This is a genomic window from Labrys sp. E2SS-1L (assembly GCF_057073705.1).
Genome location: NZ_CP172712.1, coordinates 5147747 through 5165158, shown reverse-complemented (window position 1 = coordinate 5165158; position 17412 = coordinate 5147747). Strand labels below are relative to the sequence as shown.

Sequence of the window (17412 nt, the reverse complement as noted above, 5' to 3'; positions counted from 1 at the left end):
GTGGGGCCAGCCGTGGCCGGCCCGATCAGGCCGGGGCGCGGGCTACTGCAAGAACCGGGCGGAAGCCCGGCCATCGAGATCGCGGAGAAGGCGGGCGAGAGTGTCGTCGTAATCGAACAGCGCTTTCTCGAAGGCGCCGCGCTTGTAGGACGGATCCACGCCATCCATGTGGCCGATGCAGGCGGCGAACAGGTTGTAGAGGCGGAAGAACCGATTGCCGGCCTTGGCGGCGGCATCGATGCTCTCTTTCGACGGTGCGGCTTGGGCTGCTTCGATCGCCTCATTCGACAACCTATTGAGATCGGCAAGGGCCTCGGCGGCAGCCCGCCACTCGTCGCCGAATTCGCCATCTTGGGCTGCGAAAGCGAGGCCGAGATGCAACCGACATTCGTCAACATCCCACCCGTCAGGCCCGCCCTGGGGAAGATAACCGGACTGGATCAGTGAGATTGCAATGTTGGCGTCGAGGCCAAGGGTGGTCAGGAGTTTGGTCCAGCCGATATTCGGCATCGTTTGCCTCCGTGGCTGTGAAGAGAAACGGGCGCCCGCGAAGGCGCCCGTCGTCGGGTGATCGGTCAGAGGGCCGTCGCGGGGTTCTTGAGGAGGCCTCGCCAATCGATCGTTTTTGCACCGACGTCCATGCGGACTTTGACCTCGACACCATCGATGTCGAAGCCGGTGCGGGTCTCGGTGTAGACGCCGCGATTGCCTTCCAGATAGGCGAGCTCGACAGTGTCGATCGCGCCGGGGGCGGCGGCCAAGTACCACGCGAACCTGGATCCGGCGACCGCCTGACCATTTGCTGGATTGACGAAACCATTGTCGAGCCTGGGCTCGGAGATCGCGGTCAACAGTTTCATGTAGCCGGGCACCGCATTGGCGATCTGGGCCGGCGTGATCTGGGTCAGCAGCTGGGCCGCCTTCGTCTCGGCCGCTACTGAGGTGATCAAGAAGCCAGGGGTGATGTTGAGGCTGGTCACCCCGTCGAGGCCCTTTTGGAGGCGCATCAGTTCCCGGCCGGCGGCGATGCTATCGATGCTGATCCCAGCGGCAGCAGTGAGATTGCCATGCTTGGCGTGGAAGAGCGGGTTGCCATCGCCCATCGTCGGGTTCGACAGGATCTGTGCCCAGACCAGGTCGCTTTCAAGGTTGGCAGCCTGGATGCCGAAAGCCATCGGCAGGCGGGTGAAGGCATTGAGGTCGTCGTTGATGAGCACCTGGCGAGTGATCGCCACGACCTTGCCGAAGGTCGAGACCTGATATTTCTCGACGGCCTCGCCCATCGAACCGCGCTTGAATTCGCCGTGTTCGTTGACCTTCTCCAGCTGTGGGGCCTCGCCCAGCTGATTACGGCTGACCTCCTTGAAGTCTGGAACAGTGGTCTCGCGGACGATCGGGCGGAAAGTCTGCGGGGCCGCTTCATAGGCGTCGCGCAGGGTCTTGTTCGCCACATTGGCCAGGATATTCGGGAAGTCGGACGTCGACATCATGCCACCCGACCGGGTAGCCGCTCCAAGGGCGCGCTGGGCGATCTCCAGACGGCCGAGGCCATCGGTGCGGACACCCTCGGCTTCAAGGCAGGCGCGGCCAATTTCCATCAGGGTCTGGCCCCGGAAGGACCGGGCATCGTCCGTCAGCTGATACTTGCCAGCGTCGTAGCGGTGAAGCAAGGCGGTGGCGATGGCCTCGCCGCGCTTTTCAGCATTCGCCGGACCGTAGACGCCATTGCGGGCAAGGCCGGTGCGCGGGGCGAGACCGGTGTATGGATCGAGCCCGATGGAACTGTTGATGCCATTCGGGAACTGCCTCTGTTGATCCTCGTATCGCTTGTTGATCAGATCTTCCCGGAAGACCCTAACCGGGGATCCTGCCGCGATATGATGGTCGCCGAGTTCGCGCTCGTTGAAACGGGTGGCAAGTGCAAGGATCTCCGAAACGCGCTTGCGTTCGGCTCGAACGGAGACCTCGTTGGTTTCATCGGTCTCGTCGATATCGGTGGTGTCTCGAATTTCAGACATGGAGTGCCCTCCTTTCGGGCGGGTCGCGTTGGTGTTCGTTCCAGATGCTCGCGACATCAGGCATGGGAACGTTTCATCGTCATCTGCTGATCTGACTTGGGCGCCGGGATCGGCAGGGATGGGCACGGCCGAGATTTCCATCGGCTCCCAGTCCACCACTCGCCACAGCGCGGCGTCCTGGCCTTCTGTCTTTTCGACACGGTGGATCCGGTAGCCGACTGAGATGTTACGGATCACTCCGGATCGGATCTTGCCTACGACGTCCGCGTCGGCGACAGCGTCGGATAATTTGATCGTGGCATAGCCCTTGCCGGCCCGGATCGTGGCGGATCCTGGCACGACGGAACCGATCACGTCGGACAGGTCGTAAGATCCGTGGGTGTTCAGGAACGGTGCCCCGGCGTTGAGCCGATCCAGCCGCACCGCACTGGCGCTGACGATCAATTCTTCGTCGTACGGGCCATCATCCCAGTCCCGGCGCCGAACCTTGGCGCCCGTGGTCCAGATCACATCGATGGTGTTGTCGACCTCGCTATACGATGCCGCCCGGACTTCGGCCGATCGGCGCATCGCTGGCAATTCAACGGTTGTGGTGTGTGCGTTCATTTTCGCTCCTGTCGAGCCCGGTTCGGGCTCAGTGGACCCCTTCGTCGGAATAGCTGCCGCCACCGCTGCTGCCGGATGGCATTCGGACCGATGAATTGTTGATCCGATCGATCATCGAGATGATCCGCTGAAGATCGGAGATGACCCCGGGCATTCCGCCCGGGTTCACGTTGACCGTCGCGGAGATCCCGTTGGTCTCGGTGATTTTGGCGTGCAGGTCGTCGACCTGTTTCGTGGCCGCTGAGACCTGGGAAGCGTCTACCTGGGGTGCCACCGGCGGCGGTGGCGTGCCGCCGATTTCGGTCGGCCGAGCGACGGGCAAGGGTACGGCCTGGCGAGCCCGACTTTCTGGGGTTGGGGTCGGTGAGAAGGGTCGGGCTGGGGCTTTGAAGTCAGGGTGCTCGGACTGGAATGTCTGCGCCTCTCGATCGGCGATCTGCGCATCGAGATCTTTTAGCCGGGCCTGCCATTTGGCGTTTTCGGCAGCGATGAAGGCATTCGCTGTCTCCATCCGCTTTTTGTATCCGGCATAGTCGACGCGCTGGGCGTCGCTGGCGGGGCCGCCGCCATCGTCAATGTCGGCCATCGCCTCTCGCGAAAAGCGGGCTTCCTCAACGGCGGCGTTGTATTCGGTCGTGTTCGGCCGGCCCAACTTGCGTTCGTCGATCAGCGCTTTCGTTTTGGCCTTGAAGGGCTCACCCTTGCCGGCCAGCCAGCCCTTTTTCGTGGGGTCATTGGCGGCCTGCTCATTCATTTCATGGAAGCCGTCCATGAAGCCGAGAGGCCCCTTCTCCATGTGCTTGGAGAGGGTTTCGATGGCTGTGGCCGCTTTATCGAGTTCCGTCGTCAGTTCCGTCAGGAAGGTCGTGACGCCTCCCTTGTGCATGGCATTTCCCATCGCGTTTGCGGTGGCACCGACTGCATTCTCAAGCTTGGTCAACCCGGACATCGCATCGGCCTGGACCTTTGCTAGGTCCTTTTGGACGGTACCGGCGACGTTGCCCAGCTGCCCCTGCAATTCGCGAAGCATTTGGCGCTGCGAGATCAGTGCCCGCATGCCTTGGGCCATTTGCATGTCGTTAAACAGCTGCGGGATTTTCGATAGATCGCCCTTCAGCGCTTGCTCTGACAGGTCCAGAAAGACTTCTAGAACGTCCTTGCCCTGCTTTTTCGCCTTGGCGAGCCCGGCTTCGAGATTGACGCCCATCTTTCCGAATTTTTTGACGGTCGCGTCGGACTGCATCTTCTGGAAAACATTCTGCAGGGCCGTCGCGGCTTCCTCGGCGGTTCCCGTCTGGGTCCTGATCACCTGCAACATCGCGGCGACGCGCTTGGTGCCATCCAGCCCTTTCAGGCCCACCGCATTGGCGCCGGCCGCCAAGGACGGCAGGTACCGCGCCATATCCTTGAGTTCGAACTTGCCGGCTTTACCGGCCGCCGCAAGGATGTCGAAGGCTTGCTGCATTTCGCCAGCATTGACCTTCAGGTTCGATCCCAGTGCGTCGGCAGAGCTGGCCATGTCAGCGACATCTGCCCCCGAAGCCTGCGCCGTTGCCGAAACCGATGGCAGGAAGGCCAGGGCATCCTTCATATTGCGCCCAGCTGCAGTGAGGCTGTCGAGGCCGCGCACCGTTTCGGCCGTCTCAAGGCCGTACTGATTGGCAATATCGCGGACCTGCTTCTTCGCCTGTGCCACTTCCTGGGCGCTGGCATCGGCAGTGATGCCGATCCGCGTCATCTGGCGATCGAACTGGGCAAAATCCCTGTAGGATTTGGCCGCGAAGGCAGCGGCCCCAGCGGCGCCGCCGAAGGCCAGCATGCTGCGCGCGGTTTCGGAAGCTCGTGCATTCATTCGCCCGAAAAAGTCAGAGCTTCTTGCCGTGCCGGCCCGGCGCTTCAGCCGCTCAAGGGCAGCCCCTGCTTTCGCAGCTGGGGCGCTGATGTGATCTTTGAGGCGGGCGACGAGCTCGGAAGTCAGTGTAGGCATGGCGACCTCAGTTCAAAAATCGGACGGCAGAGCGGTCGTCCAGCACTTGGCCGACGGCGGCGAGGCCGGCGGAAAAGGCGTCGATGTTGAGGGCGTGGACGGCGGGGCCCATCTGGGGCGGAAGGCGGTCAGCCAGGGTGGCGATGCAGAATGACCATGCGCTGAAGTAGGCGGCGCCGGCGTCAGCTGCGGATCGGGCTGTCTCCGGCGTCAGTTCTGCGAGGGCCTTAGCCAAGGCGGCCGAGGCTTCGCGGGCCAAGCGCTCGAAGTCGTCGAGGAATTGCAGCCATGCGGGGGTGGAGCCGAAGCGGTCGGCGGTGGCGGCCAAGGCCAAGCGCTGCTGGCAGTCGGCCAGGTCCCAGCCCCGTCGGCCCCGGGCGGGCAAGATCCCATCTGCGACCAACCGATCGAAATCGGCCGGGGTGAGGCCGAGGGAGGCGGCAAGTTCCGTACGGGTCACGCGCTTCGTGGACATCGGTTCTCAATTGAGTGGGTGCGTCGGCGGCCCGACATGGGCGGAGGCTCCCCACCGCCGACGCTCGCAACGACCAGTTGCAAGTGCAAAATATGATATATCGCTAGATGTGACAATACATATTGTAATGATGGAAAATGTATTAAAAAGTAAAAAATGGAAACGCGCGGAAACACATGGAAATATTTAGCTGACATGTGAAATTTTTACATGTCTATTCTGCGAAGACGGCGGCCCGGCAATTCACGAAACTCTTGGTCGATTTGTCCCGCCTGCTTCAGGGGTGTAGAATAACGGCCGAAATGCAATCGGCCCCCGGAGGGGCCGATTGTCATCTAATGAAGGTCAAGCTCAGGCAGTCGGGAGATCCGCTTCGGCGGTTGGCCACTCCGGTGCAATCTTGGCGAGTTTCTCTGCAACGTCTTTCCGGACATCATCGATCACGGCTTCAATCCTGCGCCGTTCACGAGGGTCCCGCGATAACCGGGCAGGCAGTCCAATGAGAGCATCCAAGCAGTGCCCCGTCAGCGTATCCACAACGGCAAGATGTTCGGACATGTCGATCAGCTCACCGTCGAGCTTGGCAGCTTGAAGTTCATGCACGCGAGCCCTGGCAGCGATTGCACGCGCCCTGGCTTCCGCCAATGGACCGGGATCGCGGGCTTCTTGCGCTTGAGCGAGTGCAGCCTGGATCAGCGGTGCTATGGGGAACTTGTTGCGGCCGGCGGCAGCTATTCCGCGTTCGGCGGCGATCTGTCGGACCCGACGGCCGGTGATGTTCAGCAGGGCGCCAATCTCATCGGCTGGGGCAGTTTCGGGGATCACGTGAGGCCTCCGTGGTGAAGTGGAAACGCGAAAACGAAAATCAGGAACAGTCCCAAATCGAGGGGGCGGCGTGCCCGCACCAGGGGGGAGGGGTCGGAAAGAACCTACCCGGGGTGGGCGGAGCGGCGGGGGCCGATGCCCCGCCGCTTCACGCTGCCCGTCGACGTCGTGGCCGGGCGACCGGCTGGCGGTCAAGGCAGCCAAGGCTATGCATCGTCTGGCGAACGACTTGGGCAATGACCACGGGGTCACGGTGCTCGCCAGAGTAGACCTCGGTCCAGATCTGAGCAGACCAGGCAGAAGTCACCCAGACCCCGTCGTCATTAAGCACATCAAGCGCCCGCTTGTAGAGATCGTACGCATCGTCGCGGTTGAGAGGCGCATGGGCGGCGCGATTGGTTGGGGCGGTGATCATCTGCACCACTCGCATTATGGACGTTGTCTCTTTCTACATCAATTCGCGGTGGATTACACCTTACACGTCGCTGCTATGTACAATCCTTGGGCGACGCGCTCGATCTCACCCCGGCGCGCCAGCCGTGACAACTGACGGCGCAGGGCGACGTAGTCGAGCCCGGTCGCGGCCAGGATCTCTAGCGGAGACAGCGGCCGGCCGGCGGTGCGCAGCGCGACCATGATCGCGGTGTTGGTAGCACCACGGCCGGTCGGTGGTGCTGGCAAGCTGCTGGCCAGGACGTCGTTTAATCGGAGGCGTTTTGTCATGTTCGTTCCAATGGCGCAGATGGGGTGGGGCGCGCCCGGGGGCGCCCCACCTTCAGGCAACCCGCCTTGCTCTCAGCAATGCCGCAGCGTAGTCGAAAGTGAGGATCGCAAGGTCATCGGCTTCGAGTACCCGGATGCCACAAGGCAACAACGTGTCGAGTTCATCCGCGACGGCGCCTGTAATCTCGGTGCTCAATTGTGCCCGCGTCGGATCGGCTTGACGCCGACCGCCGCTGCGACCGGTTCGATGTTTTGATATGGGTGGTGGCACAGTTTCATGCCCTCCGTGTCTTACTACGTAAGACGCTGCGCACGAATTTGTGTCAGCGCATGAATTTGTGTCAGGCTGGACGCTGATTTTGCCTGACCGCTGGTCCCGATAATATTTGCTCCTGCTGATGCCCATAGCGAGCCAAGGCTGAGTTCGGGACAACGACAACGCATGCGGCTGCGCGCCGTTCTTCAGTCTCCGCTCCGCCTCTCGGATCCGCTGCTTCTCTTTGCGCAGTCCTTTGCGCTTCGTCTTGCCGAAGTCGATTGCGCCGATCGTCGTCAGCTTCAGCGTGAGACGTAACGCGCTATCTATGCCGAGTAACTCGGCGACCTGGTCGGCGGTGAAGGTGGCCTTGGTGTCATGGAGCTTCCGAATGATCGCACGGGCTTCGTCCGGTTCCATTCGGGGGAGCCACGTCGACGCCCACCTGACAGCATCGTCTTCCGGCATATAGGTGGCGACAGCCGCAAGGTACCGGTCACCATCGTCGGTATCGCAAGGACCGCCGAAACGGTGGGCGATGATATGTTGCACCTCGGCTCGGCGAAGTGCCCCTTTACCACCGCGCCGGCCCCGTGATTTCTTGATCTCGTATCCGAGAATGGATTGGCCGCTTTTGACGACCCGGGCCCCATCCGGTGGATCCAGCTTCGCCAAGGATGTGCGATCCGCAGCTTGCCTTTCCCCTAGGAGAAAGGCCGAAGATGGTTCAGCGCTGATCTTCTTGACCCGCGCTCTCATGCGGCACCGCCAGGGCCAGCCGGCCTCTGCGGGGGCCTTCCCGTTTCCCGGCCCCCACGCTGGGCGCTTTCGGTAGCCATCGCCTCGTCGACGCGGTCATTAAACCGGCGCAACTCATCGAGCAGATCGCTATCCGTCGCGCCTTGGCGCCGGAGTTCGTCGGCGATCTTGAGGTTCGCCCGCCAAATTGCTGCATCACCGTCGCCGTGGGGCCACATCGCCTCATGCGCGATCTTGGCGATCAAGCGGCGATTGAGGTGCCTGGGGAAGATCACCACCCCTGCCGCCCGTTCGGGGCGGCAGCGGGCGAGATGATGCTTCAGCGCCTCCATAAAGTCATCATGTGTCATCTTGCGATCTCCCCACAGACGCTGCATCGCAACCGCCGTCCCGCCCAAACCGACGGCACCACCACCGTGCCGGAGTGCCCGCAGCGGCATTCGATCCGACGAGTGACATGGTTCATGGCTACTGCCAGGGCCGCGCGCTGGTCGGCCTTGCTGATCCGCTGACGGGGCGGCGCAAGGCCCCCTGGCAGGCCGTCAATGGTGATATCGTCGACGCCCTGGCGCGCAGCCCGGGAGCGGGACGTGGCGCGGCTCCAGTTAAGCTGTCTGGCCATCGACTGCCCCGTAGCGCTTGTGCGCGGCTGCGAGCGCACTGAAGGTCACGGCTAGCACGGAAAGGATGTGGCCCAGTGTATCCTCCGCGTTGTCGCCCCAGACCGCGTCGTGGTTGGCAGTCATGGCGAAGAAGACATCGGCATCAAACTCGTTGAGCAGCAGTGGCAATCCACTGGCGTGCGCCCAAAATTTGCGTGCGGCCTGCTCGGCGTCGGTCAAGAGTTCATCGGGCTGTTGCCATTTGGGCAGGTGCCCATACCGTGCCCGCAGGGTCTCGATCTTCATCTTGCCCATCGTCAGCCCTCCGCCTCGTTGACAAGCCCCTTGCGAAAAAAATCCAGCAGTTCCTGGCGGCTCGCGGCGTAGCGACCGCCGATCCGCTTCACCGGGATCGCTTTGTTGTAGATCAGCGTGAATGTCTGGCGCGCTGTGGCACCGATGACGTCGCCGATCGCCGCTGCTCCCCACACGATATCCGGCTGATCTCCGTCGCCGGTCTTCCCGATATCGACATCGGTTTGCATCGCGCTAACTCCTCTTGCAACGATAATTAGAAATTTACCGTAACTAGCTGTAGACTTTTGCAGCGAAAGAGTGCAACGGTTATTTTCCTATAGGCGTTACATGCGAGAATTAGAGGTACAAGCGAACCATGCAGTTGTCATTGGACTGGAAGCGGCCGGCTGACGGGGTCGAAGTCGTGTCCGCTTCCGAAGCTTTTCCCGGATACGATGTGAGGGGAGACGCAATTCGAGGTAAGACCGAACGCCTTATGCCCGTGCCGATCCGTGCAAGAGACCTCAGCGATCCGGTTTCTATTCGCCTGATCAACGCGCATTCTGAGAAGACTATGGCCGACTTCGTGGCGCGGTTCGGTGTCCTTGAAGTGCTTGGCTACAACCACGATCAGCGCGGCGAACTCGTGTCGGCGCTGTCGGATATGCGCGATGACCTTACCGCTGGTATGGAGCTACTCGACGTCGTCGACGACGCTGCCTGGATAGCCTGGGCGCAAGAGCACCTGCACACTGCATCGTGCTTTCCGTCTCTGGAATGGAATGAAAGCGATCGTCGGCAACGCTTGGTTTTCAAGCCAGGCAGTCTTGCTGCACTCATGAAATGCGAAGTCGCGATGGCCATGGAAGCCGGGGCGGCGATGCAGCGCTGCGAGCGCTGTGGCAGTGCCTTTCTGACGGGCCCGACGACGGGACGTCGATCATCATCTGCTTATTGTTCCAACCGTTGCCGCGTTGCAGCACTGCGCGCTCGCAACGCTGGCAAGGGCACATCCTAAGGGAGGGCGGAATGGCTATTCGAAAGCGTAGATGGACGAACGCCAAGGGGGCCGAGAAAGAGGCGTGGGTCGTCGACTACTTTGACACGAAGGGAGCACGGCGCCTCAAGACTTTCGGCAAGAAGAAGGATGCCGATCAATTCGCGGCCACTGCGAAGATCGAGGTCCGCGACGGTGTCCACGTCGCTGATCGCGACAGCGCCACTGTCGCCAAGGCCGGCAAGTTCTGGATCGCGGCCGGCGAAGCGGCCGGGTTGGAGCGCTCGACGATTGATCAGCGCAAACAGCACCTCAAGTTCCACATCGAACCGCTGATCGGCACTGTTCTCCTGACCAAGCTGAACGTGCCGGCGGTTCGTGATTTCGAGGACAAGTTGCGCGCCGACGGCCGGTCGCCCGCGATGATCCGCAAGGTGCTTGGGTCTCTCGGCTCAATTTTGGCCGATGCGACCGAGCGCGGTCTTGCCGTCCGCAACCCTGTCCGTGATATGCGCGGCGCGCGACGGAAGGGCAGGGACCGCCAGGCCGACGGTCGCGTCAGAGGCAAGTTGAAGGTGGGCGTCGACATCCCGTTGCCCGATGAAATCCGCAGGCTTGTCGCTAAGCTGGATGGCCGCTGGCGTCCTCTAATCCTGACTGCCATTTTCACCGGCCTGCGATCTTCTGAGCTTCGCGGCCTTCGCTGGATTGATGTCGATCTGTCCACGATGGAGATCAGCGTCGTGCAGCGGGTCGATAGGTTCGATGATGTGGGCCGGCCGAAGTCTGAGGCTGGGGAACGCAAGGTTCCAATCCCGCCACTGGTGTCCAACGCCCTACGGGAATGGAAACTGGTCTGCCCCAGGCGAGACACCGGCCGGCGCAACGCTGCGGACGATCCCATCAAGGAACTGCATTACGTGTTCCCCAACGGATCCGGCAAGCCGGAAAGCCATGCCAACATCATCAATCGCGGGCTGACACCGCCGCAGGTGGTGGCCGGCGTCACAGCTGATACAGGGCAGATCGATGAGAAGGGAAAGGCGATCCTGCGGGCAAAATATACCGGCCTCCATGCCTTGCGACACTTTTATGCCTCTTGGTGCATCAATAGGACGGAGGATGGCGGGCTAGGATTGCCGCCGAAGGTTGTTCAGGAGAGGCTCGGGCACTCGACAATCGCCATGACACTCGATACCTACGGACACCTGTTTCCGAGGGGGGATGACGGTTCAGCGATGGCCGCCGCCGAAGCCTTACTGATGGGTCGGTGACCTGCTGACTGCAACATGATTGCTGCATAGGGCCAAAAAGACCAACAATTTCAATAGCAGGCTACGGCATCATAATCCGCGTGTCGGGGGTTCAAGTCCCTCTCCCGCTACCATCTCTCTCATAGAAAAGACAATCGAACCGCGGCGAGATTTTCGTGCGCGGCACTTGCGAGAAGCCGAAACGCTTCTTGCGCCAACCGTTGGTTGAACAGCTTGCCTAGTGCCGAACCTCGACGACCTGACTGGCCGCAGTCTCTACGGATTGGAGCGCGGCCGGGCACGATCGCAGATAGACAAAAATGTCATAGGACGCGGTCTTGGCGGTGCTGGAAAGTCGTTTCTATCGCTTTTCATTGATCATCGCCGAGGTGAAGGCACCACAGAAGATGAGCTGGTCCTTTTCCAGCGCAGATCGAAGCGACTCCTTGAACGGCGTCGTCACATAGGTCCCGATCACAACGTCTCCTACCTGGGTGAAGCAACGGCGATCCATCAGACGCATCTGGTCTGGCGGTCCCTTCTCGCCAGCCTGCCGCATTTCCACCTTGGTGCAGGCCATCTCAATATTGTCGGCCTTGAGCGTGTGCGTTTGAACCGAGCCTGTCCAGTAGCTATCTCCCAGTGCCTTGGTACCCTCCTTGAGTCCCGCCGCCGTGGCATCCAGGAGCACGGCCTGCGAGGCCCGGGTGACGCCATGGGCATCCTCGCCGCTTACGGGCAGGATGAAGACCGTGGCTCGTCCCGCCTTGCCTCCGTAAAAGGCAATGACTTGCCCGTCCGTCGCTGTTTTATGGATCTTGACCTGAGTCATGCCCGCAATGCTTTTGGGAAGTATGCGCTCAAAATCGGAAAGATCTTTAGCGTTCACGGGGGGCGCAAGAACGGCAAGCGCGCCCAGCAAGGCAAGTTTGAGCGGATGAAGCGGTGCCGTTCCAGCCTGTCGCATTCCTTGCATTCCTCCTGGTTCTCAAACTGTCAGCTGCGGTAGTAGGGCCCTTTGGCAGGCTATACGTTTATCGTCGGTGCGGGCAATGGCGCATGCCTCGCCGGGCCACAAACGCATGAGGTGCTGCAGAACGGATATTGGGCAAAGCCGGATGACGTTATTGGGAGCAACTGTCCGTTCAACGAAGACGGAACTGCCGGGCCTTCGCATCTGGAAGCACTAGTACTAAAGAGGCGATTGCTCCTGAACCGGGTCACAGGATAGCCTCGGTGCGCTTCCCGCCTGACGAGGATGGAGGCCGGAGGCCCGGATGACAGCCTCAGCAACCGTCCGCCCGGGCCTCCCTCTTTCATCAACTATCAATCGGTGACCTGTTCCGCCTACGGGACCGACCTCCTGCAACGGGAGGCTTGTATGACAGGAAGGCACATCCAGCGCTACAGCTTGCGCACGGCGACCTGGCTGCCGACCGCCAATTCCAATTGGCAGCGCTCACGGCCGAGCAAGGCGTGAACGGGCGCGACCACGCCATCTTTCCACCATCCGCTCAATGTGTAGTCGTCGAAAGCCATGATGCCGCCGGGCTTCAATTTCGGCCAGAACGCATCAATATCGGCGGTAACGGCATCCTTGTTATGATCGCCGTCGACATAGACATAGTCGAGCGTCGCATCCCCAACCTTATTGGCCCAGTTGGTGGAGAAGTCTCGAACGATCTCGACAAGTCCGGCTTGTGCCTGTTCGCGAAATCGTTCGACGACTCGAGGATAGCGCCCTTCGACTTCCTCGCGCGTAAAAGCCGGCCCGCCATAAAGGGTTGTCGTGTGCGCAGCATCGTCGAAATGCATCCATGGGTCGACCAGATATAGTTTCCTGGGTTGTGTGATCTGCAGCAATTGGGCGGAGAAGTCGCCCATGAGAACACCTATTTCGACACCAATGCCTCCCTTTGGCAGCACTTGCAGCAACATTCCTCTGGGGTCCGGAAACATATGGCTTCTCTCTTGCATTGCTTTGCCTGGGCCCATGCTATCCACGAGCGTAAAGACATTGTCCAGACTATTCGAAGCATTCCTATTGCTCCACGTGCCAAGATGATCCGGCGTGAGCAGAGGGGGAATTCGTATACGCTGCGCCCGCAAGATCAATGCGTCACTGGATCTATGCCGGGTGGGCGAAGCTGGGCCTTTGCTTCGTACTTCGGGAGACAGTTGGTTGGACGCGTCGAACAGCCTCCGGGCGGAACCAGTTGAAATAGCGCGCCGTAACCGGAGCGGCGGTTTGCGGCCCGAACTGCTCCGGCCGGAACAGTGGCGGCGGCGGGCCGGGTGCTATTAGATGCCCGTTATCGACGCCTGTCTGGCAGGAGTACATCGATGCTGGGTGCGATGAGGCGGGGCAGGTTTCTGGCGGCTGGCCCGTGGGAACGAGCAACAGGCAACAGCAATGTGCCATCCCTTCGCGTCGGTCCTGCCGGGACACTCTGCCTGGGAATAGGGCTGGGCCTATTCCTGGCGGCGTCTGCCCATGCCGGAAAGCCCGTGCGCTGGCAGCCTCTGGAGCTGTTCGGACGCAAGATAGCCTTGATCGAGACCGACGATGACGGCCGCCAGCTCGAGGTCGAGGGCAAGATCGTCGCCGAGAACGGGGTGATCGCCCTCGAGAAGATCGGTGTCATCGGTGGGATGGGCTATGCGATCGGCTATGCCGGCAGCGGCGGCAATGCCTGCGCCCCCGCCCGGTTCATCATTGCTTTCCCGCCGGGCAAGCCGGCCCGTTTCGATGGCCCCATCGGGGAGTGCCAAAACGTGGAATTCACGAGTTCCGGTGTCGGCTTCGTCTTCGAGGAGACCACGTCCTATGGCAACGGCACCCGATGGGTATGGCTGCCGGAGACGGGTTTTTCCGCCCCGCAGACAACGGCTACCGCGCCCGATCCGATGATCTGGCAAAACGCGCTCGACCTGAAGGCGCAGCATCCCAGCCAGATCTTCAGCTATGGCACGATCGCCAGCCGGCTGGTCGAGATGCTCGGGCCGGACGAGGCGACATTCAAGCGCCTGCTGAACGGTTTGGGCAGCGTCGACGTCGAGGGCGATGCGGTGATCGGCTCGTCCTGCCTGAAGATCCGCTGCCCGGACGAGACGGCATTCTACATCGTCGACGTCTCGAAGAAGCAGGCTTTTCTGGCCTGGAAGGAGAGCAACAAGCCCATCGCCGTCCGGCCGGACGTGAAGGCCTGGCCGCCGGCCTTCAGGCGCAGGCTTGCCGAATGGGCGCGCCCGTTCAAATAGGGACCTCCCGGCCGAGGCGGGAAGCGAGCCGGCGAAGCGGGCCTCGTCCGCAACAGCTTGTTTGGGCGTGTTTTTCCAACCTGAAAAGTCTGCCGGCTTTCGGCAAAAGATGCGACATTGCAATCCGGAATGTCGGGAGCACGCGATGAAGAGCGGCAGCTGGCTTTCGGCGAGCCGATTGCTCATGGGGGTAGCGCTCTGGTCCTGCAGCGGCCCGGCGCAGGCGCAGAGCTATGATGCCTGGCTCGCCTGGCCCGACGACTATCGGCGGGGTTTCGCGCTGGCCATCGTGATGGAGCAGCTCTCGACCTGCCTCGGTGACGGCTGCAGTATCACGCGCCACCGCCGGCAGTGCCTTGCCGGCATGACCGACAGGGCGGCAGTGGAGCTGCTCGGCCGCTATGTGGATCGCCATCCCCAGGCCAGATCGCGCCCGGTCAATGCGACGATGGGCCAGGCACTCTACGAGTTGTGCGGCCCAGCCCCGTGATGGGCGCCGATGGGGCAGTCTCGAAACCACGATCGCAGCGGGAGACACGGGCGGGTCATTCCGCCCGCAGGGGTGCTCAGGATGAGGGGGCCGCCGTCCAGGCGCGTGGCGGGCCCGCGCTCCTCCTTTGCGTCGTTTCATGCAGAGCCGAAACAAAAGCGCGATAGGATGGTGCCTGCGCATGCGCGCTCAACACGGGTGAGGAATACGATGGCTAAGGATACGACGATTGTGCTGGTCCATGGCTTCTGGGGCGGGGCGGCTCACTGGGCCAAGGTGATCACGGAACTCACGCGCCTGGGGTATGACAAGGTCCGTGCCGTGGAATTGCCGCTCACCGGCTTGGCGGATGATGCCGAGCGTACCCGCCAGATGGTCAAGCAGCAGGAAGGCAGGGTGGTGCTGGTCGGCCATTCCTATGGGGGTGCGGTGATCACCGAGGTCGGCGGCCTGCCGAACGTGGCGGGCCTGGTCTACATCGCCGCCTTCGCACCCGACGCCGGCGAGAGCCCCGGTGCAATCAGCCAACAGCTCCCGCCCGAGGCGTTTCCGAACATCGCGCCGGACAGCGATGGCTATCTCTGGATCAAATATGACAAGTTCGGCGAAAGTTTCTGCCAGGATCTGAGCGCCGAGGAAGCCCGGATCATGGCTGTCACCCAGAAGGCGCCGCTGGCCTCCACCTTCGGCGACAACGTCACTGCACCGGCCTGGAAGGTGAAGCCGGTCTGGTACCAGATTTCCAGCCACGACCGCATGATCGCCCCCGACAACCAGAAGCGCATGTCCGGGCGCATGAATCCGCGCAAGGTCATCACGCTCGAGGCCAGCCATGCTTCGCTCGCTTCCAGGCCGGCTGAGGTCAGCCAGCTGATCGACGAAGCCGCGAGCGCGGTCGGATAGGACATTTGCAAGGCCCGGGCCACAATGCCGATCCGATCCCGGATCGGCATTGTGGCCGGCCGAAGCGGATGATGGTGTGACTATTCCCGCAGCATCCTCGCGATATCCTCGATCGGATGCGAGGTCAGCTGTTTGGGGATTTCACGGCTGACGCGTTCCAGGACTTCCTGGTGGAAGGCCTGGCGCAGGTCGCCGAGCACCTTTGGCGGGGCGATCACGACCAGCCTGTCGAATTGGCCGGCATGAGCGCGTCGATAGAGTATTTCGGCGAGCCCGGCCGCAAAGCGTTCTTCACCCAGCCGATGCCAGTCTGTTTCCTTGATGGCGCTGGTACGGCCATTGCTGCCTGTGCCGGTACGCCCGGGCTGGTCTGTGCCCTGCTCCCGTGTGGCAGGGTTGTCTTCCTGCAGGACCTGGTCCACGGCGAGACTGGCCTTGTTGCCATGGCCGATCTGGCGCAGAAAAAGCGCCTTCCTGCCATCACCGACCAGCACGAGGGTGTTCTTGTCGTCTAGGATCATGGTTGCAATACCTCTTTGCAAGCAAATGCATCCAGGCGCTCAAATGTTCCTATATTAGGCGCGGGATGCCAGGTTTGTTGCTCCGCGGCAGGGTGCGTCGATTGACGAAGCTCCCATCCTGCGATGTCGTCGCGATTCCTGCGGGGTGGAGATCGATCACAGGAAATAAGCGATATCGCAGCGTAAGGGTGCACGGTCGCTTTCGCGGATCCAAATGGCATGCATTCCCGTAGAATTGCTTCCTCCAATAACGCCTTGATTCCGCGCATTTTACGATCGTTGTCTCCTATTTTGAACCAAAATGTACCGTCATTTCTTGAGCCGAAACGCCAGGAATTCATAAGACTGCTGTGCTATTTCGCACAGAGCGGAGCACCGGTCCGCTGTCATTGAGAGGCATCGGAAGCCTGTCGTGACAGAGGGAGTGCTGCCATGCCTCGCGACGAAACGCTGTTGGACTTCACCGAGGAAAACCATCGCCTGCGCCGCGTCTCAAGGGGCGATGCCGGCCGGCAATTCCATTTCTCCGTCTGCATCGTCGCCGTTCTGGCGATCGCGATCCTGGTGACCATGATTGCAGAATCCGCCACCTTGAGGAAAAGGCCGATGTCGGGGCCGGGCCGCTCTGTATCGCTTGGCCAGCCGCTGCGCTAGGTGTGCGGCCCCAGAGTGCGGTGGTGCATTGTCGATGCCTGTTTCGTCAGGAAGAGGATGCCCGGTGCCTTCGGATGCTGCTGCCCTCCCGGCCGGATCAGGTCGCGAGCATGCGCAAAAACAGGCCGGACAGCAGGTGGCATAGCGGTTCGGGCGCATGCTCTCCCGCTGCGATGGCATCGTCGACGACACCGTGCATGCCGTCGAACAGGATGAGCGCCACGGCGCGGCTTTGCGGAACGGCCCAGACTCCCGCGGCCCGCCCCTCGTCGAGCAGCGTGGCGAGCTGGGCGATGACGGCGTCCTTCTCGCGCGACTGCCGTTGGCTATGGGGGAAATCGTGGAAGACCACGTCGTGGAGCTGGAAATTCGCCAGATAGGTCGCAACGGCGCCGCTGATCCAGGCTGAAAGCCGCGCGGCATGGTCGTCGCGAGGGCAGGCGTCGATGGCCGCAGCAACCCGGGACAGGAAATCCTGCGAGAAGCGTTCGCGCAGGGCGCGGATGACATCCGTCTTGGTATCGAAATAATGGTAGAAGGTGCCCTTGGCCACACCCGCGCGTGCCACGATATGGTCGACCGTGGTGGCCTCGATGCCACGGGCAATGAAGAGCTCTGCTGCTGCGGACATCAGGTCGTCGACCCGCACCTCGGCCGGCTGGATACGCCGTTGGCGCGGTCGCTCGCCTCGCAGCGGCACACCGGTGCCTCCCATCTTTCCGGCCATGCCCAGCCTCTTCCATCCGAGTCCGAATGAATGACTTTCTGTCATGTTTAGAACGATT

General features: G+C 61.7%; 21 protein-coding genes. 6 read left to right on the top strand and 15 right to left on the bottom strand.

The window, feature by feature from the left end:
• Positions 1-42: 42 nt before the first annotated feature.
• The 11 genes from ACIGJE_RS24130 to ACIGJE_RS24080 form a co-directional block, all read right to left on the bottom strand.
• Positions 43-510 (bottom strand): hypothetical protein, encoded by a 468-nt coding sequence (locus ACIGJE_RS24130; protein ID WP_483678885.1) that lies wholly within the window; start codon positions 508-510, stop codon positions 43-45.
• 65 nt (positions 511-575) lie between these two features.
• Complete coding sequence (locus ACIGJE_RS24125; protein ID WP_483678884.1) at positions 576-2624, bottom strand: prohead protease/major capsid protein fusion protein; 2049 nt, start codon at positions 2622-2624, stop codon at positions 576-578.
• A gap of 28 nt (positions 2625-2652) precedes the next feature.
• Entirely contained in the window at positions 2653-4611 is a 1959-nt protein-coding gene (locus ACIGJE_RS24120; RefSeq protein ID WP_483678882.1) for a phage tail tape measure protein, read from the bottom strand.
• A 7-nt stretch (positions 4612-4618) separates the two neighbouring features.
• The gene (locus ACIGJE_RS24115) at positions 4619-5086 is read right to left on the bottom strand and encodes a hypothetical protein (protein ID WP_483678880.1); all 468 of its coding nucleotides are present in this window, start codon (positions 5084-5086) and stop codon (positions 4619-4621) included.
• Between the two features lie 351 nt (positions 5087-5437).
• Positions 5438-5911, bottom strand: coding sequence for a hypothetical protein (locus ACIGJE_RS24110; RefSeq protein WP_483678879.1), 474 nt, complete (start codon positions 5909-5911; stop codon positions 5438-5440).
• A gap of 148 nt (positions 5912-6059) precedes the next feature.
• Positions 6060-6326 carry a hypothetical protein gene (locus ACIGJE_RS24105; RefSeq protein ID WP_483678877.1) on the bottom strand — a complete coding sequence of 89 codons (267 nt, stop codon included), beginning with the start codon at positions 6324-6326 and terminating at the stop codon, positions 6060-6062.
• A gap of 53 nt (positions 6327-6379) precedes the next feature.
• Positions 6380-6634: a type IV toxin-antitoxin system AbiEi family antitoxin domain-containing protein gene (locus ACIGJE_RS24100; protein WP_483678876.1), complete on the bottom strand. Its 255-nt coding sequence runs from the start codon at positions 6632-6634 to the stop codon at positions 6380-6382.
• Positions 6635-6686: 52 nt separating this feature from the next.
• On the bottom strand, positions 6687-7565 hold the full coding sequence (locus tag ACIGJE_RS24095; protein ID WP_483678874.1) for a hypothetical protein: 879 nt from the start codon (positions 7563-7565) through the stop codon (positions 6687-6689).
• An 80-nt stretch (positions 7566-7645) separates the two neighbouring features.
• Positions 7646-8026, bottom strand: coding sequence for a DUF6074 family protein (locus ACIGJE_RS24090; protein ID WP_483678873.1), 381 nt, complete (start codon positions 8024-8026; stop codon positions 7646-7648).
• A 228-nt stretch (positions 8027-8254) separates the two neighbouring features.
• Complete coding sequence (locus ACIGJE_RS24085) at positions 8255-8566, bottom strand: hypothetical protein (RefSeq protein WP_483678871.1); 312 nt, start codon at positions 8564-8566, stop codon at positions 8255-8257.
• Between the two features lie 2 nt (positions 8567-8568).
• Positions 8569-8796: a DNA-binding protein gene (locus ACIGJE_RS24080; protein WP_483678869.1), complete on the bottom strand. Its 228-nt coding sequence runs from the start codon at positions 8794-8796 to the stop codon at positions 8569-8571.
• A 128-nt stretch (positions 8797-8924) separates the two neighbouring features.
• Here ACIGJE_RS24080 and ACIGJE_RS24075 point away from each other — a divergent pair, with 128 nt between their 5' ends.
• Both ACIGJE_RS24075 and ACIGJE_RS24070 read left to right on the top strand, forming a co-directional pair.
• Positions 8925-9566, top strand: a complete 642-nt coding sequence (locus ACIGJE_RS24075; protein WP_483678868.1) for a hypothetical protein — start codon at positions 8925-8927, stop codon at positions 9564-9566.
• 11 nt (positions 9567-9577) lie between these two features.
• Complete coding sequence (locus tag ACIGJE_RS24070) at positions 9578-10819, top strand: tyrosine-type recombinase/integrase (RefSeq protein WP_483678866.1); 1242 nt, start codon at positions 9578-9580, stop codon at positions 10817-10819.
• A 340-nt stretch (positions 10820-11159) separates the two neighbouring features.
• Here the strand turns inward: ACIGJE_RS24070 and ACIGJE_RS24065 are convergent, their stop codons facing one another.
• Together ACIGJE_RS24065 and ACIGJE_RS24060 are read right to left on the bottom strand one after the other, a co-directional pair.
• Positions 11160-11765, bottom strand: coding sequence for a hypothetical protein (locus ACIGJE_RS24065; RefSeq protein WP_415086465.1), 606 nt, complete (start codon positions 11763-11765; stop codon positions 11160-11162).
• 437 nt (positions 11766-12202) lie between these two features.
• Positions 12203-12757, bottom strand: coding sequence for a class I SAM-dependent methyltransferase (locus ACIGJE_RS24060; protein WP_483678864.1), 555 nt, complete (start codon positions 12755-12757; stop codon positions 12203-12205).
• Positions 12758-13306: 549 nt separating this feature from the next.
• Here ACIGJE_RS24060 and ACIGJE_RS24055 point away from each other — a divergent pair.
• From ACIGJE_RS24055 to ACIGJE_RS24045, 3 genes are all read left to right on the top strand, one after another.
• Positions 13307-14059, top strand: coding sequence for a hypothetical protein (locus tag ACIGJE_RS24055; RefSeq protein ID WP_415086469.1), 753 nt, complete (start codon positions 13307-13309; stop codon positions 14057-14059).
• Positions 14060-14204: 145 nt separating this feature from the next.
• Positions 14205-14549, top strand: coding sequence for a hypothetical protein (locus ACIGJE_RS24050; protein WP_415086471.1), 345 nt, complete (start codon positions 14205-14207; stop codon positions 14547-14549).
• 210 nt (positions 14550-14759) lie between these two features.
• A complete protein-coding gene (locus tag ACIGJE_RS24045; protein ID WP_415086473.1) occupies positions 14760-15452 on the top strand; it encodes an alpha/beta hydrolase in 693 nt (230 codons plus the stop codon).
• Positions 15453-15532: 80 nt separating this feature from the next.
• Here ACIGJE_RS24045 and ACIGJE_RS24040 read toward each other — a convergent pair whose 3' ends face one another.
• Positions 15533-15973 carry a baeRF12 domain-containing protein gene (locus tag ACIGJE_RS24040; protein WP_311945157.1) on the bottom strand — a complete coding sequence of 147 codons (441 nt, stop codon included), beginning with the start codon at positions 15971-15973 and terminating at the stop codon, positions 15533-15535.
• A 432-nt stretch (positions 15974-16405) separates the two neighbouring features.
• On the opposite strand from ACIGJE_RS24040, the gene ACIGJE_RS24035 reads away from it, so the two are divergent.
• Complete coding sequence (locus tag ACIGJE_RS24035; protein WP_311945159.1) at positions 16406-16627, top strand: hypothetical protein; 222 nt, start codon at positions 16406-16408, stop codon at positions 16625-16627.
• Positions 16628-16724: 97 nt separating this feature from the next.
• Here ACIGJE_RS24035 and ACIGJE_RS24030 read toward each other — a convergent pair whose 3' ends face one another.
• A complete protein-coding gene (locus ACIGJE_RS24030; protein WP_311945160.1) occupies positions 16725-17354 on the bottom strand; it encodes a TetR/AcrR family transcriptional regulator in 630 nt (209 codons plus the stop codon).
• Positions 17355-17412 lie beyond the last annotated feature (58 nt).

What these genes read in the sequence shown, in the direction of transcription:
- ACIGJE_RS24130 (WP_483678885.1), bottom strand. Translation starts at nt 510, where the DNA reads ATGCCGAATATCGGCTGGACCAAACTCCTGACCACCCTTGGCCTCGAC.
- ACIGJE_RS24125 (WP_483678884.1), bottom strand. Translation starts at nt 2,624, where the DNA reads ATGAACGCACACACCACAACCGTTGAATTGCCAGCGATGCGCCGATCG.
- ACIGJE_RS24120 (WP_483678882.1), bottom strand. Translation starts at nt 4,611, where the DNA reads ATGCCTACACTGACTTCCGAGCTCGTCGCCCGCCTCAAAGATCACATC.
- ACIGJE_RS24115 (WP_483678880.1), bottom strand. Translation starts at nt 5,086, where the DNA reads ATGTCCACGAAGCGCGTGACCCGTACGGAACTTGCCGCCTCCCTCGGC.
- ACIGJE_RS24105 (WP_483678877.1), bottom strand. Translation starts at nt 6,326, where the DNA reads ATGATCACCGCCCCAACCAATCGCGCCGCCCATGCGCCTCTCAACCGC.
- ACIGJE_RS24100 (WP_483678876.1), bottom strand. Translation starts at nt 6,634, where the DNA reads ATGACAAAACGCCTCCGATTAAACGACGTCCTGGCCAGCAGCTTGCCA.
- ACIGJE_RS24090 (WP_483678873.1), bottom strand. Translation starts at nt 8,026, where the DNA reads ATGCAGCGTCTGTGGGGAGATCGCAAGATGACACATGATGACTTTATG.
- ACIGJE_RS24085 (WP_483678871.1), bottom strand. Translation starts at nt 8,566, where the DNA reads ATGGGCAAGATGAAGATCGAGACCCTGCGGGCACGGTATGGGCACCTG.
- ACIGJE_RS24080 (WP_483678869.1), bottom strand. Translation starts at nt 8,796, where the DNA reads ATGCAAACCGATGTCGATATCGGGAAGACCGGCGACGGAGATCAGCCG.
- ACIGJE_RS24075 (WP_483678868.1), top strand. Translation starts at nt 8,925, where the DNA reads ATGCAGTTGTCATTGGACTGGAAGCGGCCGGCTGACGGGGTCGAAGTC.
- ACIGJE_RS24070 (WP_483678866.1), top strand. Translation starts at nt 9,578, where the DNA reads ATGGCTATTCGAAAGCGTAGATGGACGAACGCCAAGGGGGCCGAGAAA.
- ACIGJE_RS24065 (WP_415086465.1), bottom strand. Translation starts at nt 11,765, where the DNA reads ATGCGACAGGCTGGAACGGCACCGCTTCATCCGCTCAAACTTGCCTTG.
- ACIGJE_RS24060 (WP_483678864.1), bottom strand. Translation starts at nt 12,757, where the DNA reads ATGTTTCCGGACCCCAGAGGAATGTTGCTGCAAGTGCTGCCAAAGGGA.
- ACIGJE_RS24050 (WP_415086471.1), top strand. Translation starts at nt 14,205, where the DNA reads ATGAAGAGCGGCAGCTGGCTTTCGGCGAGCCGATTGCTCATGGGGGTA.
- ACIGJE_RS24045 (WP_415086473.1), top strand. Translation starts at nt 14,760, where the DNA reads ATGGCTAAGGATACGACGATTGTGCTGGTCCATGGCTTCTGGGGCGGG.
- ACIGJE_RS24040 (WP_311945157.1), bottom strand. Translation starts at nt 15,973, where the DNA reads ATGATCCTAGACGACAAGAACACCCTCGTGCTGGTCGGTGATGGCAGG.
- ACIGJE_RS24035 (WP_311945159.1), top strand. Translation starts at nt 16,406, where the DNA reads ATGCCTCGCGACGAAACGCTGTTGGACTTCACCGAGGAAAACCATCGC.
- ACIGJE_RS24030 (WP_311945160.1), bottom strand. Translation starts at nt 17,354, where the DNA reads ATGGCCGGAAAGATGGGAGGCACCGGTGTGCCGCTGCGAGGCGAGCGA.